Origin of the sequence: Mesorhizobium sp. WSM3626, assembly GCF_000513935.1 — a bacterium.
Lineage (GTDB): Bacteria > Pseudomonadota > Alphaproteobacteria > Rhizobiales > Rhizobiaceae > Mesorhizobium > Mesorhizobium salmacidum.
Map to the genome: position 1 here is coordinate 58,774 of NZ_AZUY01000018.1, position 22,980 is coordinate 81,753.

Below are 22,980 nucleotides of genomic sequence, written 5' to 3' on the forward strand. Positions count from 1 at the left end.
ATGCTCAGTCCGTGACCTGTGCGCCATAAAGCGACACGGCGAGGTCGTGGATGGCGTCGGCCGTGCGTGGCCCGAAGCCGAGCAGATAGGCGCCATCGATGCGGATCAGCTTGCGCGCGGTGCCGGCCGGCGTCGAGGCTATGGATGGATTGCCGAACACTTCGTCGTCCGACACCGGCGGCCCGGCATTGCTCATCATCAGGATCACGTCCGGCCTGGCGGTGACGATCGCTTCGTCGGACATCTGCTTGTAACCGGAAAAGCCTTCCACCGCATTGACCCCGCCCGCCAGCTTGACCATGCCGTTGGCCGCGGTGTCGCTGCCGGCCGCCATGATCTTGCCGCCCTGCATCGAGAGCACGAACAGGACGCGCTTGCGCTCCTTGATCGATTCTGTCTGCTTTTTAGCGGCCGTGAGTTTGGCATCGAGCGCCTTGGCCAGCACCTCCGCCTTGGTCTCGACCCCGAGCGCCTTGCCGACAATGCGGACCTTCTGGAGGATGCCTTCGCGGTTGTACTGCTCGGGCACTTCGATGAAGGGAATGCTCGTCTTCTTCAGCACGTCGACGGCTTCCTTGGGGCCGCTGCCGTGCAATGCCAGTATGGCTGTCGGATTGACCGACAAGACGCCTTCCGGCGACAGCTGGCGCATGTAGCCGACATCGGGCAATTCGAGTGCCGCTTTCGGATAGAGGCTGCTGGAATCGCGCGCTGCAAGACGCTTTTCCTCGCCAAGCGCATAGACGATTTCGGTGATGGAACCGCCAATGGCGGCGATCTTCGAAGGGTCGGCGAAGACCGAAACGCCTTCGGTGGCGCCGGCTGGTTGCATTGCGGCGAAAGCCAGGGAAAGGCCGATCGCGGAACCGATGATCGGTCCGCGCAGGGCGGACAGTCTCGAAACAGAACGCATTTCACTTTCCTCAGGCTGCCGTCGGGCTTGGAATGCGCGGCAGGTGCTCGGCCAGGAAACGCCAGTCGTCGCGTTCGCCCTCGCCTTCATGGCGCTTGCCGAAGAACTGGATGATCATGTCACCATTGGCGGCATAGACCTCGAGCGAGGTGACATGGCCGTCCTTGGTCGGCTTGCGCACCGCCCAGACCTCATGGATGTGGTCGGTTCGCAGGTGCAGATGAAAGGTCTCGTCCAGCACATTGATCCACGGTCCCATCGTCTTGACCGACTTGACCGGGCCGGAATGGATCTGGATGCAGCCGCGGTTGCCCACGAAGCACATGATCGGCATCTCGCCTTCGGCGGCGTGATGGAACATGGCCCGGACCGCGTCATTGTCGAGCAGCCAGGCATAGTCCTGGCCGACCATGCGCACCGCCTGGCGGCGGCTGAGCTTCAACGTCTTCAGCATGCCGAAGAACTGGTGCACGTCCGTCAGCCGGCTCCAGCGGTCACGCAGATCGTCCAGGCTTGCGGTCCCGGCCTCGCTTTCCTCGTCGAGAACGGGCCGTGAAATGTCGATTGTCGGCTCCTGGTTCGACGATTCCAGTGAGGCGACCAGCTTCTGGTAGGCATAGAGGCTGGAGGCCGGGCGCAGATGCACCTTGTGCACCGCCTCGCCGGCCGCATCGAAGAACTGCAGGCTGCGGCGGATGTCGTCGCCGTCCCGCTTCTCCACGGCGAAGCCATGCGCCCAGACTTTCGGAAAGATGCGCAGGTCGATGTTCTCGCCAAGCACCATGGCATTGTGGTTGCCGGTGACGACCTTGTCATAGACCCCGATCTTCTCGTGCACCGCACTTTCGTTGCGGGTCAGCGCCATGACCTCGCCAACGGCCTCGAGACCGGTCAGAAGGTCGTTGACGCGCGGTTCGATGCGAACGGCGCCGTCGCCGCAATGCGCGGCGACCATCTCGGCTTCCGAAATGCCGAGCTGGCCGGCCAGGTCACGCTCGCGCGCTTTTGGATTCTCGGTCCGTGCCCGCCGGATTTCATGCGGAGCGGGTTTTACGCGCTGGTCCATGTCTTTACCCCTGATGCCTTGCCTTACTTGTTGAGAATGAGCTTGCCCTGGCGGGTGATCTTCAGCCGGTAGAGCGCCCCATGATGTTCGATGCCGATCTCGTGCTCGCCCTGGAACAGCGTGTTGCTGGACAGCGTGCGCACCGCCAGCGGAATCCGATCGAAACGGGCGGAGGCATCGTCCGAACGGCGGACGCGATAGCGAAAATCGTTGGGATTGTGCGTGTTCATCTGGGTCGATCCCTTCCTGTGCCGGGCATCTGGCTAGGCGTTGCGAAATTGCCGATTCATTTCTTGACTCGAATAATCATGTTTACTAGTCAGTGCAATACAGGACTAAATGAGTCAACATTTAAGATGCCGGATACGATCAAAAATGCCAGCAAGCCCCGGGCCAGCCAGCATGGAACCTGGAATTTGGAGTTGGGGCATGGGGTTGATGAATTGGGAATGGCGCGGCCGGTCGAAGGCGAACCGTGCAATGGCTTTGCTTGCAAGCGTGGCAGCGATCGCCCTATCCGCGCCATCGGCGCACGCGCAACAGGCGACGCAGCCGGCGAGCGAGCAGACCGGTCAATCGAAAAAGACTGACCAGGAAAAAGCAGCTCCCTCGGGCGCGACGCTGCTCGACAAGATCCTGGTGCTCAGCCGCACCGGCGAAACGGCGATCGAATCGCTGGCCTCGGCCAGCCATGTCGGCCAGGAACAGCTCGACCGCCGTATGGCGACGACGCCAAACGAAATGCTGCTCGGCGTACCAGGTGTCGCCGCCCAGGCAGACGCCAGGCGCGTCAGCACCAGCATCAACATCCGAGGCCTGCAGGATTTCGGCCGCGTCGCTGTGATCGTCGATGGCGCGCGCCAGAATTTCCAGCGTTCCGACCACGGCACCCAGTCGACCTTCTACATCGATCCCGAACTGGTCAAATCCGTCGACGTGATCCGCGGTCCGGTCGCCAACACCTATGGTTCGGGCGCCATTGGCGGCGTCGTCTTCTTCGATACCAAGGATGCGCTGGATTTCCTCAAGCCTGACGAGACCTGGGCAGGCTCCGTTACTGGACGCTACGAAAGCAACGGCAAGGGCTGGACATCAAGCGCATCCGGCGCCTATCGGATCAATCAGAACTGGGACGTGCTGGGCAACATCGTCTACCGCGACTACGACAATTACAAGGACGGCGACGGCGACACCGTCAACGGCACTGGTTTCGACGTGCTGAGCGGCCTGCTCAAGACCACCATCCGGCCGACCGAGAACAGTGAACTGAAGCTTGGCTGGGTCGGCTCTAGCGATGGCTGGAACGAGACCAGCGGCGGCCTGTCTGTGAATGATGTCGACCTGAAGTCGAACACCTTCACGGCCCGCTACAACATCACGGACGAAGACAAGAGCTGGCTCGATCTCCACATCAACACCTCCTACAACAAGACCAATCTCGACCTGACCAGTCTTGTGCCGCAGAACCGCTTCGATCCGGTGACCGGTTTTCCCGTGGTGCTGCCGGCAGGATCGCAGTCGACATTCGATGTCGGCACGACCGGCATCGACATCTGGAACACGTCACGGTTCGAGACGAGCGGCATCGCGCATGAACTGACCTATGGCGGTGACTGGGTCGGCGACAACGTCAAGACGGGCGGCGCTGCCGGCGGCGACAGTTTCTACACCCCTTCTGGCAAGCGGAATGTGTCGGGCGCCTACGTCCAAGACAAGCTCAGCTGGGACTGGCTCGAAGTCATCGCCGGCCTACGCTACGACAGCTATAGCCTGAAGGATGACACGCACGATATTTCCGGCGACAGGCTATCGCCGCGCGTCACGGTCGGTGTCTCGCCGTTCGAGAGCGCCGGGCTTGCCGGCCTGCAATTCTACGGCACCTATGCGGAAGGCTATCGCTCGCCGTCGATCACGGAAACGCTGATCAGCGGCAACCATCCGGCTGGCGTCAGCTTCCCGTTCCTGCCCAATCCAAATCTGCGGCCTGAAACCGGCAAGACGACCGAGTTCGGCGTCAACTACAAGCAGAACGACATCTTCGAGGCTGGCGACGCACTCCGTATCAAGGCGGCCTATTTCAACAACGATGTCGACGACTATATCGACGGCGTAACGCTGTCGCCGTTCGCTCCAGGCAGCGGCTGCCCCTTCGGCCCCGGCATCCCGATCTGCTTCCAGTATCAGAATTTCGCCACGGCCAAGATCGACGGCTTCGAGCTGGAAGGTGTCTACGATGCGGCATGGGGCTATGCCGGCCTCTCGGCTTCGATCACGGATGGCCACACGGTTTCCTACAAGGGTGTGGAAGCCGACCTCGCCACCATTCCTTCCTCTCAGGTCACCGCTCAGCTCGGCTTGCGCTTCCTCGAGGACAAGCTGACCGTCGGCGGCGAGGTGCAGTATAACGGCAAGCCGAAGGGCAATGCGGTGGCCACGGACTACACACTGGTCAACGCCTTCGCCAGCTATCAGGCGACCGACAATCTGAAAGTCGATTTCCGTGCCGACAATCTGTTCGACGTCAAATACGCCAACCCGCTGAATGGCGGCACGACGGTCGCTGTCTATGAACCGGGCATCACGCTGAAGCTGGCCGCAACCATGCGATTTGGAGGTTGAGCATGACGAGCTTGACGACATCCCTTCGTCTGCTGACCTCGACGCGGCGATGTCGCTTGCGACGGTTCCGGCGCGGGCTGAACAGTCCGAGCCGGTCCTGACCCTCGAACTCAATGCCGCGCAGCCTTCTGACAAAGGCTGCCGGCTGACCTTCCTGGTCAACAACAATCTCGGCGCCGACCTCACCAAGGCGGCGTTCGAGATCGCCCTGTTCAACGAGGCCGGGGTGGTCGACCGGCTGACGGTGCTCGACTTCAAGGATTTGCCAACGGGCAAGACAAAGGTGACGCGCTTTGACCTGGCCGGTACCGACTGCACCAAGGTCAGCCGTGTGCTGATCAACAGCGCGACGGAGTGCGTCGGCACGGGCCTCGAGCCGGCCGCCTGCATGCGCAAGCTGAAGACGGACACCAGGACCGGCGTTGCTTTCGGCGTCTGATGTGGGACCAGAACCCACCTTGGCGCGACATATCCAGGCCCGGCCCCTGGCCGGCCTTCTGCTGTTTGAGCCAGTCTATCTTGATTTGACAATGGCGCCTGGGCCGCTGCATTTTCCGCCGCGCGACATGCAGGAAACCAGTTCCCTCCCCACTGCCGGCGACGAGTTGGCCATCGTGCCGGCCGAGCCGCTTGCCCAGACGCGGCCGCCTGCCGGCGAGGGCAAATGGCCGGCTGCGATCGTCGTCTCCTGTCTGCTCCATGCAGGCGTGGCGGCGGCCTTTTTTATATCGCCAACGGGAACGTTCGATCTCCAGGGCGGGGTGCAGTCGGAAGGCAGCGATCACTCAGGAGACAAGGTGGTCGGTAGCGCCCTGGACAAGGACCCGGCGGCGATGAATGTCACGCTGGTGCCGAATCCGCAGCTGGCCAAGCAGCAACCGGCAAAGGCAGCGGGGTCAATGCCCGCGCAGGAAGGGGCGAAGCCACCTCCCGAGCCTCTGCCGGAACCTGTCAAGCTGCCGGCGGTCACGCCGGACATACTGGTGGCGGGGACGCCACGTTCCGATGACCAGAGCGTGGCCCCTCCCAGAACTGAAATGCCGGCGCAACCGACCATGCAGGCCGAGGACACCGAAACGCCTGCCTCGGTTCCAGAGCAGCCGCAGGTTCCCGTCCCGAGGCCGAGCCCGGAAGGTGCTCCAGCAACCGCCGGCGAACCGTACGAGAAGCGCGGCTCGGCTGACGGCCATGAAATCAAGGCGGCCATTGCCAGCAAAGGGAGAAAGCAAAGCGAGGCCGGCAACGCGGCGGCTTCCCGCTATAGCGGCGAAGTGGCCAGCAAGTTGGCTCGCGCCAATCGCCGTGTATCGAAATCCGCGCAAACGACAGCCCGCAACAACGCGATGGTGGCATTTGTCGTGCTTGCCAATGGCAACATTGCCGACTTGCAACTTGCCAAGAGCTCCGGCTCGCCGGAGCTTGATCAATTCGCTTTGGAGCTGGTGCGAAAACAGGCGCCCTTCCCGCCAATCCCGCCCGGGACCGGGATGTCGAGCTGGCGCTTCAAGGCGCCAATCGGTCCGTTCTGAGCCGTGGCCATCCACTCAAGCCGTCAATCATCAACGTTCGAGACCCGCTGAAAGGAACCCCATGTATATCGCCATGAACCGCTTCAAGGTGCAGACCGGCTCCGAGGCCGACTTCGAAGCCGTGTGGAAGAACCGCGATTCCAGCCTTGCCGAGATGAAGGGCTTCCGCGAGTTCCATCTGCTGCGCGGCCCGGTCAACGAGGCCGAAGGCTACACGCTTTTTGCCTCGCATACGGTCTGGGCCAGCCATGACGATTTCGTCGCCTGGACCAAGTCGGAGAATTTTCGCGCCGCCCACCGCAATGTCGGCACGACAAAGGTCCACTATCTCGGCCACCCGCAATTCGAGGGCTTTTCCGTTGTCGAAGGCGCGTAAGTACCGACCAGTCTATGCAGCGGCCAACAGGCTGGCATTGCCGCCCGCTGCCGTCGTGTCAACGCAGACCGCCCGCTCATGCGCATAGGCCGCCGGATTGAGCACCTCGCTGACCAGCGGCACGATCGGCCCGCTGCGCTCGGCGATGACCTTGCGCACGATGCGCGCCGCCTCGGGCGTGCCTGAAAAAGCAACGACATCGACGCGCAGCGAGCGCGCCTCGACAGGATCGGGGCGGCCATCGATGGCCGCCAGCGGCAAGCCTTTCCCGGTCAATGCGGAGAGGGTAGCCGGGGCACCTGGCGCCACCGCCAGCACCGCATTGCCGGCGGCGAGCGCCTGGATGGCCTGGGCTAGCAGCGTGTCGGCGTCCGGCCCCAGACACAGCACCCGGCCGCGCGGCGACAGCGACAGCGTGTTGGCCTCGCCGGTCGGGCCAGGCAAATCGACCTGGCCGAAATCGATGCTGGCGGCGGCACCGATCGCCGCCGCGCCCTTGCCACGCAGATGCTTCCTCAGGATGGCGATCCGGTCCGGCCGCGTCGACCAGCCGCCAAGTGCCGGATCGGGCAGATTGTCGGCAAGCTCGGTCGCCGTAACCTTGTGGCCTTCGCCAACTTCCGTGCCTGCTTCCGGCCCCTTGCGGAAGCGCCTGACATAGTACGGGCCGCCTGCCTTCGGCCCGGTGCCGGAGAGGCCCTCGCCGCCAAATGGCTGCGAACCGACGACGGCGCCGATCTGGTTGCGGTTGACATAGATGTTGCCGGCATGGATGCCGTCGACGAAATGCTGCACACGCCCCTCGATACGGGTATGCAGACCGAAAGTCAGGCCATAACCCTTGCGGTTGATGGCGGCGATGACGCTGCCGATCTGGTCGGCGTCGAAACTGGCGACGTGCAGCACCGGCCCGAACACCTCGCGCTCCATCTCCTCGATGCCCCTGACCCGGAAGACATGCGGCGCGACGAAGCGGCCGTCCTTGGGGGCTTCCAACTTGGCGATCAGCCGCCCTTGCAGCCTCATCGCCGTGCAATAATCGCGGATCGAGGCCTGCGCCTCGTCGTCGATGACCGGTCCTACGTCGGTCGAGATCAGCCAGGGATCGCCGACATTGAGCGCCTCCATGGCGCCCTTCAGCATCTCCAGCATCTTCTTCTCGACGTCTTTCTGCACATAGAGCACGCGCAGCGCCGAGCAGCGCTGGCCGGCGCTCTGGAAGGCCGACGCCAGGATATCGCGCACCGCCTGTTCGGGCAGCGCGGTAGAATCGACGATCATGGCATTGAGACCACCGGTCTCGGCGATCAGCATGGCGTCCGGCGCCGCAGTCTCGGCCAGTTGTTTTTCGATCAGCTTGGCAACCTCGGTCGACCCGGTGAAGCAGACGCCGGCAATACGCGGATCGGCAGTCAGCGGGCCGCCGACCGATGGGCCGTCGCCGGGCAGGAGCTGGATGACGTCCTCCGGCACACCGGCCTCGCGCAGCATCTCGACGGCGCGGAAGGCGATCAGCGGCGTCTGCTCGGCCGGTTTGGCGATCACCGAATTGCCGGTGACGAGTGCTGCCGCGACTTGGCCGGTGAAAATGGCGAGCGGGAAATTCCATGGCGAAATGCAGACAATGGCGCCGCGCGCTTGCGTGCCCGCCTCGGCATTCGCCGCCTCGGTGGCGTAATAGCGCAGGAAGTCCACGGCCTCGCGGACCTCGGCGACGCCGTCGGCCAACGATTTGCCGGCTTCGCGCGTAGCGAGCGCAAAGAACTCGACGGCATTGGCCTCGTAAAGGTCAGCCGCGCGGTTGAGGATGCCGGCACGCTCGGCGACCGGCCGTTTTGCCCAGGCCGGCTGCGCCTCCACCGCGATGCGCACGGCGGTCGCGACTTGCTTGGCGGCGGCCTCGTGAACCGTGCCGACGACCTCGGAAGGTTTTGCCGGATTGACAATCGGGCGCTGCTTGCCGTAGCCGGCGGCGCGCGTGATCGGCTTGGCGTGCCAGCGATCGGGACCCCCGAATGCCGCTTTGGCCTGGTCGATAGCAGCCAGCGTCACCGCATCGGTAATGTCGAACCCTTTCGAGTTGCGACGGCCCGCGCCAAATATCTGGGAAGGCCGGGCAATCGCCGGATTGGCGGCGGGACCCTGGCGTTCGACCGTTTCCAATGGATCACGCGCGATGTCCTCCGGCTCGACGTCCTCATCGGTCAGTTGATGCACGAAGGAGGAATTGGCGCCGTTCTCCAGCAGTCGACGGACCAGATAGGCAAGCAGGTCCGAATGCGCGCCGACCGGCGCGTAAATGCGGCAACGCGTGCCCTCCGACCGGCGCACGGTTTCGTGCAAAGCCTTGCCCATACCGTGCAGGCGCTGGAATTCGAAGGTGTCGCGGTTGTCCGCCATCGACAGAATGGCGGCGACGGTGTGGGCATTGTGGGTGGCGAATTGCGGATAGATTCGGTCGGTCATGCCAAGCAGTTTTTTCGCGCACGCGATGTAGGAAACGTCGGTGTTGGCCTTGCGCGTGAACACGGGATAGCCTGACAGTCCGAGCGTCTGCGCCCGCTTGATCTCGGTGTCCCAATAGGCACCCTTGACCAGCCGAACCATGATGTTGCGGTTGTACTTCTTGGCCAGTGCGTAGAGCCAGTCGATGGTGAAAGCCGCGCGCGGGCCATAGGCCTGCACGACGACGCCAAAACCGTTCCAGTCGGCGAGTTCCGGCTCTGCCAGCACCCGCTCGACCACATCGAGCGAAATGTCGAGACGATCCGCCTCCTCGGCATCGATGTTGAGGCCCATCCGCGAATGCCGTGCGGCCAGAGCCAGCGACAACAGCCGCTCGGCCATCACAGGCAGCATCTTTTCCTTCTGCGCCACCTCGTAGCGAGGATGCAGCGCGGAGAGCTTGACCGAAATGCCGTGGTTGTACCGGATATCTGGCCCGTTCGAGCCGGCATCGAGCGAGGAAATGGCGTCGGCATAGGCCTTGTGGTAGCGCAAGGCGTCGGCCTCGGTGCGAGCCGCTTCGCCCAGCATGTCGAAGGAATAGAGATAACCCCTCTGGGTCATCGGCCGGCCGCGCTTGACGGCTTCCGCGATCGTGCGGCCAAGCACGAATTGTTCGCCCATCTCGCGCATGGCGGCAGCCACCGCCTTGCGGATGACGGGTTCGCCCAGCCTTCGCACCATCGAGCGCAGCGTGCCTTCGATGCCGCCCTCGCCTTCGTCGAGCACGCGCCCGGTCAGCATCAATGCCCAGGTCGAGGCATTGACGAAAATGGAACTCGAACCACCGGAATGCGCCGACCAGTCGTGCGGCGCGATCTTGTCGGCGATGAGATCGTCCATCGTCTCGGTGTCGGGCACGCGCAACAGCGCCTCGGCCAGGCACATCAGCGCCACGCCTTCCTTGGTGGAGAGACCGTAGGCGGAGAGGAAGACCTCCATCAGCCGGGGATCGGCGGAGCCCCGTACCGCCCGCACCAGGTCGGCCGCGCGGGCCGAGATCGCCTTGCGGTGTCCGGCAGAAAGCCCGGTCGCCTCGGCCAATCGCTTAACCGCTGCGTCTTCGTCGGGCAAATAATTGGCACGGATCTGCTGGCGGATGGCGTCGAGCGGCATGGCGGTCCTATGAGCTAGCATAAGGGAGCGGCCGGCGGTCACCGGACCGAATGGCGCAAGCTAGCACAAGTGCCAGATTTCAGGCGATCTGAAAAAATCGACAGGGCAGATCAATCGACTTATCATGCTGCTGAAAATTGCTGATTCAGGCTGCGGTTTCGATGACAGAAGACCAATTGGACCGCATCGACAGGAACATCCTGTCGGCATTGGCCGGCAACGGCCGGCTTTCCATGTCGGAACTGGCCGCCAAGGTCGGCTTGTCGAAGACACCGGTGCAGGCGCGGGTGAAGCGGCTGGAGAAGGACGGCTATATCAGGGGATACCAGGCGATCATCGACCGCGAACGCATGGGCGAAGGCCATGTCGCCTTCGTCCAGGTGAAATTGTCGGACACCCGATCCGCCGCGCTCGATGCCTTCAACCGGTCCGTACAGGCCGTGCCGGAGATCGAGCAGTGCCACATGATGGCGTCGAGCTTCGACTATCTCCTGAAGGTCCGCACCCGCGACATCGCCGCCTACCGCCGCGTGCTCGGCGAGCGCATCTCGGCCCTGCCCCACGTCGCCCAGACCTCGACCTTCGTGGCGATGGAAACGGTGAAGGATAGGTAACCTATTCCGACAACGTCTTCAGGAACGCCACCAGTGCGGCGCGCTCGCGGTCGGACAGCTCAAGCGGGTGAATTTCAGAGGTGCCCTCAACACTTCCTGCCGCTTTGGCGTAGTGCGCCACAACCTCGTCCAGCGATGAAAACTGCCCGGCATGCATGTAAGGCGGACGCGTCGCCGCACCGCGTAGCGACGGCGTCTTGTAGGCGCGCACAAGTTCCGCCGCATCCTTGACCATGAAGCGCAGTTCGCCGCAGGCACTGGCGTCGCCATCGCGATAGGCGCCGAAGCAGTTGAACGGGTCGGCCTCGACCTGGGCCACCGCATCGACGCGCCCACGATCCGCCGGCAGGCCGGCGACGGGCGGCACGCCCGTGTTGTGAAAACCGTTGTCGCTGAAGCGCGGGCCGTTGTGGCAGGTCACGCAATTGGCCTTGCCGATGAACAGTTTCAGCCCAAGGATTTCTTCTTGCGAAAAGGTGGCATCGCCTTTCGGTTCGGCGCCTGTGGCAAGGTCCAGTGCAAAGCGGTCGAAGCGCGTCGGCGACGGCTCGATCGAGCGTTCGAAAGCGGCGATCGCCTTGCCTATATTGGCGTAGACGCGGTTCACCGCATCACGCTGCGCGCCGCTCATCGCGTTCCAGGCTGTCCTTTCGGCATCGCTTCCGAGCGGGCTGGCATTCGGCGGAATGCCGGACAAATCAGGCAATGGCCCGAAGATCCGCTCATAGCGTTCGCCGAAGCGTATCCTCATGTAATGCGCATAGGCGGTGCGGTTTCCAGCCTGTTCCAACGGGTTTTCGAGGGGGGTCAGCGCCTGCGCCCACAAGCTGTCGCGACGTCCGTCCCAGAAGAACCAGGGGTCGCGCGCCACACCGGCCAGTGGCATGGTGCGCCGGTTGGTGCGCCCGACGCCGACCGCCTGCGGCAGGTCGTCCTGGAACTGGCGGTCTATCTTGTGGCAGGTCGAGCAGGACACAGTGCCATCGCGACTCATCCCGACGTCGAAGAACAGCGTCGAGCCAAGTGCGGCAGCGGCTGGCACATCCGCAAAGCGATTGGTGGTGTCCGGCTTCAGCGCCGGCAGTGTGTTCAATGCCAGCGAAGCAATCATTTTCTTCTCGGCATCGGAAAAATCCGGCTTCCCGCAACCGGCAAGGATGGCCGCCACCGTCAGCGCAAAAAAGCAGAAAAAGCGCCTCATCGACCGCTCACAGCACCACGTTGAACAGCACAGTGTCGGAGCCCGCGCCGGACGATATGGCGAAACGCAGTTGCCACCAGCCGCTCATGGTGAATTTCACCCCTTCGATCCGGTAGCGTCCCTCGCCCAGATAATCGGTCGCCTGCGGGCTGGTCGGCAGACCGTGATTGTGTTGCGGCATGCCGCCGGAGATGGTGATCGCGGCTCGCTCCACCGAAGCCCCTGTCTTTGTCTTCAGCGTCAGCAGCCAGGATTCCAGCTCGCCCTGTCGCACCACGCCGTGTTCCGGCACGAAACTCGCTACGTACAATCCGTTGTCGGTTTTCTTGGTCCGCGAGACATCCGGGCCGACGGGCTGTGCCGAATGCGGCGCCGTCAGATAGACGGCCGCGAGAACGCCGACCAGCAAAGCAGCCAGACCAAGACCTGCCAGGAAATAACGCCATAACGATGCCAAACCGGTTCCTCTTCTGCGGATAACGTTCTGCCGGGCGGATCGCATCCCGCCAGCCTGTGGGAAAACGCTGTGGCGGAAAAAAGCCTGCTTGCCAAGCATGGCGCTGCATCCGGCAAAAAGCTACAGCACCGAAATCACTGGAGGATTGCAGATGGTAGGAAACGGCGTCGCCTCGATCGGCGAATGCATGCTCGAACTGTCGGGACAGACCGGCCCGAACTGGCGGATGGGCTTTGCCGGCGACACGTTCAACACGCTGTGGGCGCTGCATGCGCTCAGCCCTGACCGGCCGGCAACCTATGTCTCGGCCTTCGGCGACGACCCCTTCTCACAGGGCCAGATCGCCTTCTTCGCCGAAAACGGCATCGGCATCGGCTCCAGCCCGGTCGTACCGGGCGCGCGCCCCGGCCTCTATGCGATCACGCTGACCGGCGCCGAGCGCTCCTTCACTTACTGGCGCGGCGACGCCGCCGCCAGGCAGCTCGCGTCGGATCCAGCGGCATTGTCGAAAAACCTGGAAAATCAGGCGCTTGTGTATTTTTCCGGAATCACTTTGGCAATTCTCGACGAGGCCCCGCGCAAGGCACTGCTGGCGGCTGTGGCTAAGGCACGCTCGGCGGGCTCGCTGATCGCCTTTGATCCGAATTATCGGCCACGGCTCTGGCGCCGCCGCGAGGACGCGCAGGCAGCGATCGTCGAAGCGCTTGCCGTCACCGACATCGCATTGCCGACTTTCCCGGACGAACAGACGCTGTTCGGCGACGACACACCGCAGGCGACCGCTGATCGCCTCGGTCAATTGGTCAAGGAGGTCGTGGTCAAGAACGGCGAAGCGCCGGCGTTGATTGCCGAGGGTGGAGCGCTGCGGGAGGTCGCCGCAATCCATGTCGCGGTGCCCGTGGACACGACAGGTGCCGGGGATTCCTTCAATGGCGGCTATCTCGCCGCTCGTCTTGCCGGCCACAGCCCACAGGAAGCCGCCCGGCGAGCCCATCGCGTTGCCGCTGCCGTGGTGCAGGTCCGTGGCGCACTGGCGCCGTTCGAGACGCTGCGGACGGCGTTCGGCAAGTCCTGAAAAGCTATCCCTGCCGGAAGCGGTATTCCGTCACGTGGTGGTAGATCGCGCCCGGCCATAGCGTCGCCTGCGGAAAATAGGGCCGGTTCGGCGCGTCGGGCCATATCTGCGGCTCCAGGCAGAAGCCGCTGAAGGCCTTATAGTTCCGTCCTTCCAGACCGATGCGTGGCGTCACATATTGCCCGGTGTAGAGCTGGACACCGGGTTCCGTGGTCCAGACTTCCATCTCGACGCCGGAATTCGCCCCTTGCACCCACGCTGCCTGTTTGAGCGGCCCGCGCGCCGCGGCCAGGCAGAAATTCTGGTCGTAGGGCAGCTGTTCGCCCTCGGTCTCCATGCGCAGCGGCCGCGCCTGACGAAAATCGAAGGGCGTGCCGTCGACCGGCTTGACCACGCCGGTCGGGATCATGTCGCCGTCGACAGGCAGATAGGCGCCGGCGTTCAGCATCATTCTGTGGTCGAGAATGTCGCCCGTGCCGCCATCATCTAGGTTGAAGTAGGAATGCTGGGTGAGATTGCACGGCGTCGGCTCTTCGCAGGTCGCCGTCAGTTCGACGCTGAGCGTGCCGGGAATTTTCAGCCGGTAGGTGCAGGTAACGTCGAGCGCCCCGGGAAAGCCCATCGCGCCATCGGGATCGTGCAATGTCAGCGTGACGAAGTCCCTGCCATGCAGTGAAACCGCCCATGGACGGTGCGAGTAGCCTTGCGAGCCGCCATGCAGCGTATGCTTGTCCAGGAAGTTGCGCTCGGTCTGGTAGCGGTTGCCGCCAATTGTGAAGCGGCCGTCGCCGATGCGGTTGGCGTAGCGCCCAACCACGGCCCCGAAGAAGCCAGTGTCGGTCTCGTAGGCCTCCAGATTGTTGTAGCCGAGGACCAGCGGCGCGTCGTGCCCGATCAGGCGCAGGTCCTGGACGATGGCGCCAAGCCCGATGACGTTGGCGGTGAGGCCGCCGCCCCTGATTGTAAAGCGGCGGATCGGTTCGCCTGCCTGCGTCGTGCCGAAAACCTCGCCGTCCTTCATCATCATGCCCGCAAATGCCAGTGGATCCAAAGGACTTCGGCTGGTTGTTCAGCCTGGGCAGGTTTACCAGCCTGCCCCAGCACCAGCCTATCAGAGGCCGAGGCCGCCGATGCACACATATTTGGTATCAAGATAATCCTCGATGCCCTGATGTCCGCCTTCCTTGCCAAGTCCGGATTCCTTGACGCCGCCGAACGGCGCTTCCGGAGTGGTGATCAGCCCTTCATTGACGCCGACCATACCGTATTTCAGGCCTTCCATGACCCGGAAGGCGCGGCCGAGATCGCCGGTGTAGAAATAGCAGGCAAGGCCGAACTCGGTGTCGTTGGCGAGCGCGACGGCCTCTTCCTCGGTTTCGAACTTGAACACGGGTGCGACCGGGCCAAAGATCTCTTCCTTCATGAAGCGCATTTTCGGCGTCGCGTTGGCGATGACCGTCGGCTGGAAGAACGAGCCGCCCAGCGCATGGCGATGACCGCCGGCGACGACCTTGCCGCCCTTTGAGCTGGCATCGGCGATCAGCTCCTCGACCTTCTCGACCGCCTTCTCGTCGATCAGCGGCCCCTGCTGGACGCCCTCTTCGAGGCCGGAACCGACCTTCAGTCCGTTGCTGGCCGCGGCGAGCTTCTCGACGAACCTGTCGTAAACACCGGCCTGGACGAGGAAGCGATTGGTGCAGACGCAAGTCTGGCCGGAATTGCGATATTTGGCGGTGATCGCGCCGGCCACGGCACGCTCGACATCGGCGTCGTCGAAGACGATGAACGGCGCGTTGCCGCCGAGCTCCATCGACACCTTCTTGACGGTGACCGACGATTTCTGGATCAGGATCTTGCCGACCTCGGTCGAGCCGGTGAAGGTGATCTTCTTGACCAGCGGATTGGCGCAGATTTCGTCGCCGATCTCGCCGGCGGCGCCGGTCAGGATGTTGACGACGCCCTTGGGAAAGCCGACTTCCTCGGCCAGCGCTCCCCAGGCGAGACCCGAATACGGCGTCTGCGAGGCCGGCTTGACCACGGCGGTGCAGCCTGCGGCAAGTGCGGGACCGAGTTTGCGGGCCAGCATCGAGGACGGGAAATTCCACGGTGTGATGGCGGCAATGACGCCGACCGGTTCCTTGGTCACCAGGATGCGACGGTCCGCCCATGGCGAGGGCACGACGTCGCCATAAGTACGGCGGCCTTCTTCGGCGAACCACAGGATGTAGGCGGCGGCCGAACCGATCTCGCCCTTGGACTCGAACAGCGACTTGCCCTGCTCGATGGTGAGCAGTTCAGCCAGTACGTCCTGATTGTCCATCATCGCATCATGCAGCTTGCGCAGCAGCTTGGAGCGTTCGAGCGCGGTCGTCTTGCGCCAGGTCTTGAAAGCTTCGTCGGCCGCCTCGATGGCGCGGCGTGTCTCTGCCTTGCCCGACTTCGGCACCGTGCCGATCTTGAGGCCGGTGGCTGGATTGTTCACATCGACCGTCTGGCCGCTGTCGGCCTGCACCCATTCACCGTTGATGAGATTGGCCTGGCGCATGAAATGGCTGGTTTTCTGAAGCATGGTCTAGCCTCCGTTCGGCGCTCACGGGCCGCTATCTGGATGTCTTCGGTAAAGCGCAGGCAGGGCCGCACGCTGGAGCCATTGCTCTTAACCTAGGGAAAGCCTCGCAAGCAATCGCAAGATGGCATATAGGGGTTGGACCAGCGCAAGACGAGAGCGGGTTGGCATGCGCCGTCGTCAATCTCACCCGAAGACATGCAGGACCACCGTCAGCCAGAAGGCGGTGGTGAGGACCGCGCAAGCCGTGGCGATGGTCATCTGGTTCGATGCCAGCGCCTGGCCGGTGTTGAACTGCACGGCGATGAGATAGGAATTGATGCCGGACGGCAGCGCCGCCACCACGACCGCCACCTTGGCAGTCAACGGCGGCAGGCCGAGCAGCCAGACGAAGGCAAGAACCAGCGCCGGCATCAGGAACAGCTTGAGCACCGAAAGCGCCAAGGCCGGGCGGACATTGCCTGATATGCCGAAGCGGCGCAGGCTGAGCCCCATGGCAAACAGCGCCACCGGCCCGGCCGTATTCGCCAGCGCATCGACCAGCCGCATGATGAGACCGGGCAGCGGGACGCCGCTGAGCCGCCATGCCAGACCCAGGAGAATGCCGATGATCAGCGGGTTGATGAACAGCCGCCTCAGGAAGCTGCGGATGACGCGCAACGGATGCACATGGTCGCCGCTGCCCCGGCCGAACATCTCGAACAGCACGATCGAAGCCATCATCATGATCGGCAGATGCACCGAGACCAGCAGCGACAGCACTTCGAAGCCGCTCGGACCAAATATGCCAAGGATGAAGGGGGCACCGAGCAGCACCACATTGGAATAGGCCGATGACACCCCGCCGACGACCCCGGCTCGCGCATCGCGACCAAAGATTCGCGTGGTGACGACATGCCCCGCCGCCCAGGTGATCGCCACGGCGGTGAAATAGGCACCCCATAGCGGCCATGGCGCCACGCCATGGAAATCGGCCTTGACCATGGTCTGGAACAGAAGCAGCGGCATTGCCACCGAGACCGCGAAGTCGGATATCCCCTCGCCGCTCGCCGGTCTCAGATAGCCTGTGTACCCGGCGAGATAGCCGAGCGCGACAAGGCTGAAGACGAACACGACGGTTTCCGTGAGCGGAGACATTATTCAGGGATAGGCGAGCCACGGTCGCGGCGCAATCGCGCCCGAATTTGATCATCGTCGGCTGCCAGGGTTATAGAGGGCTTGGATCATCAGGGCGGAACGACAAATGACCTTTGTCGAAACCTCGAAACTGCGTCTTTTCCGGCGTGCGTGGCTGACGTTGTTTGTCGCCATGCTTGTCTCCGTTGCCGCGTCGATGCTTCGGCCTGCCGAGGCAAAAGACCTCAAGGGCGTGGCGCTGATCGTCGGCCAGTCCAGATACGAACACATCGCTGCCCTGCCCAACCCGGCCAATGATGCCCGCGACATGGCCAAGATGTTGACCGATCTCGGTTTCGACGCCCGCAACGTCACCGACCGCGATGCGAGCAAGCTGAGGCGCGACCTCGAACGCTTCGTCGAGGATGCCGAGGGCGCCGACGTCGCCCTCATCTACTACTCGGGTCACGGCATCGAGGCTGGTGGCGAGAATTATCTGGTTCCGATCGACGCCGATGTCTCGTCGCTCAAGGATGCCGATCAGGCATTGGTGCCGATTTCCGCCGTCATGGACGAATTGAAGAAGACCGTGCCGGTGACGATCATCCTGCTCGATGCCTGCCGCACCAATCCGTTTCCATCAGGCGCCGTGGTGCGGCGTGCGCCGACCGCCTCGGCCGAGCCGATCGGCGCCGGGGGACTGGAACCGGTGCGCGGCGCCAAGGCCCTCGGCAACGCGCCGGCGGCCGATGCGAGCCTCGGCACGGTGATCGGCTTCGCCGCGGAACCCGGCCGTCCGGCGCTCGATGGCGCCGCTGGCGAAAACAGCCCCTATGCGGCCGCCCTGCTGCGCCACCTCGCGGCGATGAAAGGCACCGAGTTCGGCTCGGTCATGCGCATGGTCACGGAAGAGGTCTATCTCGACACCAAGGCGAAGCAGCGCCCCTGGGTCAACGAAAGCCTGCGCCGCCTGCTCTATTTCGGCGTGGCTCCGCCGGAGCCGACCGGCGATGACGGGCTGATCACCGGTGAGCGGCGACAGTTGCTGCTGACCATTTCCGATCTGCCGGACCCCAAGCGGGCACAGGTGGAACTGGCATCGCTGCAGGAGGGCGTGCCGCTCGACGCACTCTTTGGCGTGCTGCGGGCACTCGGCACCGAGAAGATCCCCGAAGATCCGACCGACCTGCGGAAAGTGCTCGACGGGCAGGCCGAGCGCCTGAAGAAGATGATGTCCGAGCGCGCCGCGTTGCGCACCGACGACCCGGAAATCAAACGTCTGGTCGCCTCCGCCGACAAGGCCATCGGCCAGGGCGCGATCGCCACGGCGCGAAAATTCCTCGATGATGCCGTGGGGCGGGTCGAGGAGACCAACGACACGGTCGACCAGGCTGAGGAATTGATCAAGCAGAAGCGCATCGCCGATGCCGCGATCTACGCCAAGCGGGCCGACGCCTCGGCGCTGGTCTTCGACTACAAATCGGCCGCCAACGACTACGCCAAGGCGTTCTCGCTGGCCGAGAAATGGGATGACAAACTGCGCTGGAACTACAAGAACCAGGAGGCGGAGGCACTTAATTCCTATGGCTACGCCACCGGCGACCTGGATGCTCTGCAGCACGCGATCGAAGCTTATCGCGCCATCCTGAACTTCATTCCCAATGGCGAACAGAACCGCGACTGGGCCATCACCCGCAACAACATGGCCGTGGTGCTGCAGAACATCGGCGAGCGCGAGACCGAGACCGCGCATCTCGAAGAGGCCGCGCAGATCTTTCGCGATTCGCTTGCCGTGTTCGAACGTGTGAAAGACGATCTCAACTGGGCCGCCGCCCAGAACAATCTCGGCAACGTGCTGTTGAAGATAGGCGAACGCGAGAGCGACCCGAAGCGCTTGAACGAGGCGGTGGCGGCGATGCGTGCCACGCTGGAAAAGCGCCCGCGCGACAAGGTTCCCCTCGACTGGGCTTCCTCGCAAAACAATCTTGGCCTCGCGCTCTATGCGCTCTCCGAACGTGAACCCGGCGGCGAGCATCTGGCCCAGGCGGAAGCGGCCTACCGGCTGGCGCTCGAGGAATACACACGCCAGAAGACGCCGGTCGAATGGGCGATGGTCGAGAACAATCTCGGCAACACACTTGTGACCCTCGGCATCCAGCTCAACGACAAGGCCAGGATCAACGAGGCCGTCGACGCCTTTCGCGCCGCGCTCGAAGTGCGAACCCGCGACACATTCCCCGTCTCCTGGGCCACCAGCCGGCTCAACCTCGGCAATGCGCTGAGTGGCGTCGCCCGTTTCGACACGGGCACCGGCACGCTTGAAGAGGCGGCGGCAGCCTATGACGATGCGTTGACGGTGTTCACCAAGAAGCGCTTCCCGATGGATTGGGCTTCGGCGCAGAACAATCTCGGCTCGATCTACCAGACGCTTGGCCAGCGTACCCGCGACGCATCCAGGCTGGAGCAGTCGGCCGCCGCATTCCAGGCGGCCCGCCAGGTCTATGCCAGGCGGAAATTTCCGCTCGATTGGGCGATGAGCTACTACAATCTCGGCAACACGCTGCAGCTTCTTGGCGGCGTGACGGACAAGCCCGAGCACTATAGCGAGGCGATTGCCGCCTACCGCGATGCCTTGCGCGAGTACAAACGCGAGACCAACCCGCGGCAATGGGCGCTGACCCAGGCTGGCCTCGGCTCGACGCTGCACTGGTTGAGCATGAGCAATGCCGACCCCAGGACCTTGCAGGATTCGATCGCCGCGCGGCGTGCGGCGCTCGAAGTGCTGACCATCGAGACGGCACCCGTCGACTGGGCCAACGCCCAGAACGGTATCGGTATGAGCCTCCTCAACCTCGGCAACATCGAACGGACCGGCAAATATCTCGATAAGGCCGAGGCGGCTTTCACGGCGACGCTGAAAGTGTTCACCAGGGAAAGTCAGCCCATGCAGTGGGCCTTCGAACAGAACAACCTTGGCGACATCCACTGGAACCGCGCCAGCTATGGCGGCGGCAAGCCGGAATACCTCAAGGCGATCGCGTTCTTCGAGAACGCCAAACGGGGCTTTACCGAAGCCGGCTACACAATCCCCATCCCGCTCACCGACCAGAAGATCGATCTGGTGAAGCAGCAGCTCGCCAAAAAGTGAGGCTTGAGACGCGGCCTACGCCCGGCTTGTCTTTGTGCCCGCGTTCCAATCTCTATATGCGAATGGTTGGAGCCCGATACGGACTCATGGAAGGGTGGCGATGATCCGGTTAGCCTTGGCGTTGTTCCTGCTTGTCGTCCCCGCCGCCGCGCACGCGACGGACGCCGGCTGGGCGCTGCTGCGCGACGGCGGCCATGTCGTGCTGCTGCGCCACGCCATGGTCACCGGCACCACCGACCCGGCCAATTTCGACATCGGCAATTGCGCCACCCAGGTCAATCTGTCGGCGCGCGGCAAGCAGCAGGCAAGCAAGATCGGCGCCCTGTTTGCCGCCCGCGCGGCTCCCATCGAGCGCATTTTGTCCAGCCGTTATTGCCGCTGCCTCGACACGGCGCGCACCGCCTTCGAGGCCGAGCCGGAGCTTTTTGCCCCCCTCGACCTTTTGAAGAGCGATGCGGCGGACAAGGCGGCGCAGATCGCGGCGGTTATGAAGGAAATCCGCGCCTATACCGGTTCCGACAATATGGTCATGGTCACCCATCTCGAAAACATCGTGGCGCTGACCGGCGTGTCGCCGCGCGAAGGCGAAGCAGTGGTGGTCGAGCCGCAAGGCGACGGCTTGCGCGTACTCGGCCGCGTCACCTTCTGAGACCGCAACTCCCGATCGCAGGCGCGGCAACCAGTGTTGCCGAAATGCCACCGCCGCAAGAAGCCGCGATTTGGCCGCGACAATGCCGCTTGCGACAACCCGTCGCAGGGGCTATAGGCGCGCTCCCGGTCACGAAAACCGAAGCGAGCACAACGGTTGGAGCTTTCGTCTCCGCCCGTGCAGGCGGCTTTGCCGCCCTGTATACGGCGCCGCTTTGGGGATTGGGATCGCGGATGTAGCTCAATTGGGAGAGCGCCGGACTTAATCCGGAGGTTGTGGGTTCGAGTCCCGTCGTCTGCACCACGGATAGCTCAGTTTGGTTAGAGCATCAGACTCATAATCTGATTGTCGAAGGTTCGATTCCTTCTCCATTGGCCTGATAAGCCAGCACCCTGCCAGGTGTTATCTGAAAACGGTCCGGGGACTGGAATGCTGAAGACCTGACGGACGGCCGAAGCCTTCGGGCCAAAGCCGTATCGAAAGGTCCGATGCCATCGGCTCGCGGCCAGGCTCGCGGTGATGGTCAAGGCGCAGTGTCGCCGGCAAGGGAGGTTTTGGCCTCCGGCGCCCGCTTCGCTGCCCCGCGATCCGCTCCCGGGGGCCCGCCACGGATTGATGCCACCAGTCCCCGGATCATTCGTGCCGGAATTCGAAGTGAAACGAGAAACGAAGGGAAGATCGACGCATGACGTGACGCCTCGCATGGGGCCATGCCCGACAGGAGTAAGACAATGACGACTATTCTCGACAAGGTTCTTGGGCGCGAGCGCGTCCTCGTAAGGGAAAACGAACGTGCCCTCACCCTCCACAAGGGGGAGATCAAGGCTGTCCTGCTGCCGGGTGAGCACTGGCTCGCCAACCGGAACCAGAGCCTTGAGGTGTCCCGGCACGATCTGAAGAACCCGGAATTCGTTTCGGCGTATGAGAAGGCGTTGTTCGACAAGCTCCCGGACGTGGCCGCGCGTCATTTTACCGTCATCCGCACCGGACGCACGGAAGTCGCCGTCATCGAGCGTGACGGCAACCTCCATTCCGTGCTGGCGCCGGACCGCAAGCTGGTGCTGTGGACCGATGCCGGACCCTGGAAGGTGACGGTGATCGACACCTCGGCCGATCTTGCCATCGATCCGGCGGTCATGCGCCGGCTCGGCCAGGCTCGGAAGGCGGAATTGATGTCGGTTCACCCGGTTGTCGACGGCCAGGCCGGGCTGCTGTTCATCGACGGTGTCCTTGTGCGGACGCTTGCCGCTGGCGTGCACGGCTTCTGGAACGTCGGACGGATGGTGCAGATCAAGGTTGTCGACCTCAAGCGCCAGTCGCTCGACGTCGCCGGGCAGGAAGTGCTGACCAGGGATCGCGTCACGATCCGCGTCAACATCGCCGCCGAATACCGGGTCGTCGATCCGGTCAAGGCGGTGAGCGCGGTGAAGGACTTCTCCGAGGCCCTCTACCGCGCCCTGCAGTACGCCTTCCGCAAGACGTTGGGCGCGCTCACCCTCGACCAGATCCTTGAAAAGAAGGTGACGGTCGACGAAGAGGCGGCGGCCAAGGTCCGGGCCGACATGGCCGAGATCGGGGTCGAGGTCAGCGATATCGCGCTCAAGGATGTCATCCTGCCGGGCGAGATGCGCGAGATCCTCAACCAGGTGGTTTCGGCCGAAAAGCAGGCCGAGGCCAACGTCATCCGCCGGCGCGAGGAGACGAACGCCACGCGTTCCCTGCTCAACATTGCCAGGGTGATGGCGGAAAACCCGGTGATGCTGCGGTTGAAGGAGCTCGAGGCTCTGGAAACCATCGCCGGCAAGGTCGAGCGGCTGACTGTCCACAACGGAACGGGCGGGCTGCTGAACGACCTGGTCAAGCTCCGCGACAGCTGAGCTTACGCTACGTCAATGGAAGGGCCGCCGGGTCAACCGGCGGCCCTTCTTGCGTTTCCTGGGCGCCCTGCCCATCTGCGCCCGGCTTATCAGGCCTTTTCCTGCCGGAAAAAACCGATTAGACAGCGCCCAAACGAATGCGGACAGATTCCG

General features: G+C 63.5%; 17 protein-coding genes, 1 tRNA gene and 1 pseudogene. 10 read left to right on the forward strand and 9 right to left on the reverse strand.

Going from position 1 to position 22,980, the window contains the following annotated elements; all coding sequences use genetic code 11:
- Positions 1-4 precede the first annotated feature (4 nt).
- From M653_RS0114810 to hemP, 3 genes are read right to left on the reverse strand one after another with little or no spacing between them, the layout of a single operon-like run.
- A complete protein-coding gene (locus M653_RS0114810; protein ID WP_027144056.1) occupies positions 5-913 on the reverse strand; it encodes a hemin ABC transporter substrate-binding protein in 909 nt (302 codons plus the stop codon).
- A gap of 10 nt (positions 914-923) precedes the next feature.
- On the reverse strand, positions 924-1,979 hold the full coding sequence (locus M653_RS0114815; RefSeq protein ID WP_027144057.1) for a hemin-degrading factor: 1,056 nt from the start codon (positions 1,977-1,979) through the stop codon (positions 924-926).
- Positions 1,980-2,002: 23 nt separating this feature from the next.
- Positions 2,003-2,209, reverse strand: a complete 207-nt coding sequence (gene hemP / locus M653_RS0114820) for a hemin uptake protein HemP (protein WP_027051401.1) — start codon at positions 2,207-2,209, stop codon at positions 2,003-2,005.
- A gap of 199 nt (positions 2,210-2,408) precedes the next feature.
- Here hemP and M653_RS0114825 point away from each other — a divergent pair, with 199 nt between their 5' ends.
- The 4 genes and pseudogenes from M653_RS0114825 (at position 2,409) to M653_RS0114840 (ending at position 6,503) form a co-directional block, all read left to right on the forward strand.
- Positions 2,409-4,598 carry a TonB-dependent hemoglobin/transferrin/lactoferrin family receptor gene (locus tag M653_RS0114825; protein WP_027144058.1) on the forward strand — a complete coding sequence of 730 codons (2,190 nt, stop codon included), beginning with the start codon at positions 2,409-2,411 and terminating at the stop codon, positions 4,596-4,598.
- 2 nt (positions 4,599-4,600) lie between these two features.
- Positions 4,601-5,037, forward strand: a pseudogene (locus M653_RS1000000134430) (hypothetical protein).
- A gap of 268 nt (positions 5,038-5,305) precedes the next feature.
- Positions 5,306-6,127: an energy transducer TonB gene (locus M653_RS0114835; RefSeq protein ID WP_245262141.1), complete on the forward strand. Its 822-nt coding sequence runs from the start codon at positions 5,306-5,308 to the stop codon at positions 6,125-6,127.
- Positions 6,128-6,188: 61 nt separating this feature from the next.
- Positions 6,189-6,503 carry an antibiotic biosynthesis monooxygenase gene (locus M653_RS0114840; protein ID WP_027144060.1) on the forward strand — a complete coding sequence of 105 codons (315 nt, stop codon included), beginning with the start codon at positions 6,189-6,191 and terminating at the stop codon, positions 6,501-6,503.
- Positions 6,504-6,515: 12 nt separating this feature from the next.
- On the opposite strand, the gene putA is transcribed toward M653_RS0114840, so the two are convergent.
- Positions 6,516-10,124, reverse strand: a complete 3,609-nt coding sequence (gene putA / locus M653_RS0114845) for a bifunctional proline dehydrogenase/L-glutamate gamma-semialdehyde dehydrogenase PutA (RefSeq protein WP_027144061.1) — start codon at positions 10,122-10,124, stop codon at positions 6,516-6,518.
- 161 nt (positions 10,125-10,285) lie between these two features.
- On the opposite strand from putA, the gene M653_RS0114850 reads away from it, so the two are divergent.
- Entirely contained in the window at positions 10,286-10,738 is a 453-nt protein-coding gene (locus M653_RS0114850) for an Lrp/AsnC ligand binding domain-containing protein (RefSeq protein WP_027046935.1), read from the forward strand.
- Position 10,739: 1 nt separating this feature from the next.
- Here M653_RS0114850 and M653_RS0114855 read toward each other — a convergent pair whose 3' ends face one another.
- Together M653_RS0114855 and M653_RS0114860 are read right to left on the reverse strand one after the other, a co-directional pair.
- Entirely contained in the window at positions 10,740-11,939 is a 1,200-nt protein-coding gene (locus M653_RS0114855) for a cytochrome c peroxidase (RefSeq protein ID WP_027144062.1), read from the reverse strand.
- Between the two features lie 7 nt (positions 11,940-11,946).
- Positions 11,947-12,396, reverse strand: a complete 450-nt coding sequence (locus tag M653_RS0114860) for a FixH family protein (RefSeq protein WP_027144063.1) — start codon at positions 12,394-12,396, stop codon at positions 11,947-11,949.
- A 151-nt stretch (positions 12,397-12,547) separates the two neighbouring features.
- On the opposite strand from M653_RS0114860, the gene M653_RS0114865 reads away from it, so the two are divergent.
- Positions 12,548-13,471: a sugar kinase gene (locus tag M653_RS0114865; RefSeq protein ID WP_027144064.1), complete on the forward strand. Its 924-nt coding sequence runs from the start codon at positions 12,548-12,550 to the stop codon at positions 13,469-13,471.
- Positions 13,472-13,475: 4 nt separating this feature from the next.
- On the opposite strand, the gene M653_RS0114870 is transcribed toward M653_RS0114865, so the two are convergent.
- From M653_RS0114870 to M653_RS0114880, 3 genes are all read right to left on the reverse strand, one after another.
- The gene (locus M653_RS0114870) at positions 13,476-14,498 is read right to left on the reverse strand and encodes an aldose epimerase family protein (RefSeq protein ID WP_027144065.1); all 1,023 of its coding nucleotides are present in this window, start codon (positions 14,496-14,498) and stop codon (positions 13,476-13,478) included.
- Between the two features lie 84 nt (positions 14,499-14,582).
- On the reverse strand, positions 14,583-16,040 hold the full coding sequence (locus M653_RS0114875) for an NAD-dependent succinate-semialdehyde dehydrogenase (protein WP_027144066.1): 1,458 nt from the start codon (positions 16,038-16,040) through the stop codon (positions 14,583-14,585).
- A gap of 183 nt (positions 16,041-16,223) precedes the next feature.
- Entirely contained in the window at positions 16,224-17,174 is a 951-nt protein-coding gene (locus M653_RS0114880) for an AEC family transporter (protein ID WP_027144067.1), read from the reverse strand.
- Between the two features lie 106 nt (positions 17,175-17,280).
- Between M653_RS0114880 and M653_RS0114885 the strand changes: the two genes are divergently transcribed.
- The 4 genes from M653_RS0114885 to M653_RS0114905 all read left to right on the forward strand — a co-directional run bounded on the left by M653_RS0114885 (position 17,281) and on the right by M653_RS0114905 (position 22,827).
- Complete coding sequence (locus M653_RS0114885; protein WP_027144068.1) at positions 17,281-20,301, forward strand: caspase family protein; 3,021 nt, start codon at positions 17,281-17,283, stop codon at positions 20,299-20,301.
- A gap of 100 nt (positions 20,302-20,401) precedes the next feature.
- A complete protein-coding gene (locus M653_RS0114890) occupies positions 20,402-20,950 on the forward strand; it encodes a histidine phosphatase family protein (RefSeq protein ID WP_027144069.1) in 549 nt (182 codons plus the stop codon).
- Positions 20,951-21,255: 305 nt separating this feature from the next.
- Positions 21,256-21,325, forward strand: a tRNA-Met gene (locus M653_RS0114900).
- Positions 21,326-21,681: 356 nt separating this feature from the next.
- Entirely contained in the window at positions 21,682-22,827 is a 1,146-nt protein-coding gene (locus M653_RS0114905; protein ID WP_027144070.1) for a slipin family protein, read from the forward strand.
- The last annotated feature ends 153 nt before the right edge of the window (positions 22,828-22,980 follow it).

Coding starts and splice junctions, on each gene's coding strand:
- M653_RS0114880 (WP_027144067.1), bottom strand. CDS start 17,174: ATGTCTCCGCTCACGGAAACCGTCGTGTTCGTCTTCAGCCTTGTCGCG.
- M653_RS0114865 (WP_027144064.1), top strand. CDS start 12,548: ATGGTAGGAAACGGCGTCGCCTCGATCGGCGAATGCATGCTCGAACTG.
- M653_RS0114840 (WP_027144060.1), top strand. CDS start 6,189: ATGTATATCGCCATGAACCGCTTCAAGGTGCAGACCGGCTCCGAGGCC.
- M653_RS0114855 (WP_027144062.1), bottom strand. CDS start 11,939: ATGAGGCGCTTTTTCTGCTTTTTTGCGCTGACGGTGGCGGCCATCCTT.
- M653_RS0114825 (WP_027144058.1), top strand. CDS start 2,409: ATGGGGTTGATGAATTGGGAATGGCGCGGCCGGTCGAAGGCGAACCGT.
- M653_RS0114885 (WP_027144068.1), top strand. CDS start 17,281: ATGACCTTTGTCGAAACCTCGAAACTGCGTCTTTTCCGGCGTGCGTGG.
- putA (WP_027144061.1), bottom strand. CDS start 10,124: ATGCCGCTCGACGCCATCCGCCAGCAGATCCGTGCCAATTATTTGCCC.
- hemP (WP_027051401.1), bottom strand. CDS start 2,209: ATGAACACGCACAATCCCAACGATTTTCGCTATCGCGTCCGCCGTTCG.
- M653_RS0114810 (WP_027144056.1), bottom strand. CDS start 913: ATGCGTTCTGTTTCGAGACTGTCCGCCCTGCGCGGACCGATCATCGGT.
- M653_RS0114815 (WP_027144057.1), bottom strand. CDS start 1,979: ATGGACCAGCGCGTAAAACCCGCTCCGCATGAAATCCGGCGGGCACGG.
- M653_RS0114905 (WP_027144070.1), top strand. CDS start 21,682: ATGACGACTATTCTCGACAAGGTTCTTGGGCGCGAGCGCGTCCTCGTA.
- M653_RS0114890 (WP_027144069.1), top strand. CDS start 20,402: ATGATCCGGTTAGCCTTGGCGTTGTTCCTGCTTGTCGTCCCCGCCGCC.
- M653_RS0114850 (WP_027046935.1), top strand. CDS start 10,286: ATGACAGAAGACCAATTGGACCGCATCGACAGGAACATCCTGTCGGCA.
- M653_RS0114875 (WP_027144066.1), bottom strand. CDS start 16,040: ATGCTTCAGAAAACCAGCCATTTCATGCGCCAGGCCAATCTCATCAAC.
- M653_RS0114870 (WP_027144065.1), bottom strand. CDS start 14,498: ATGATGATGAAGGACGGCGAGGTTTTCGGCACGACGCAGGCAGGCGAA.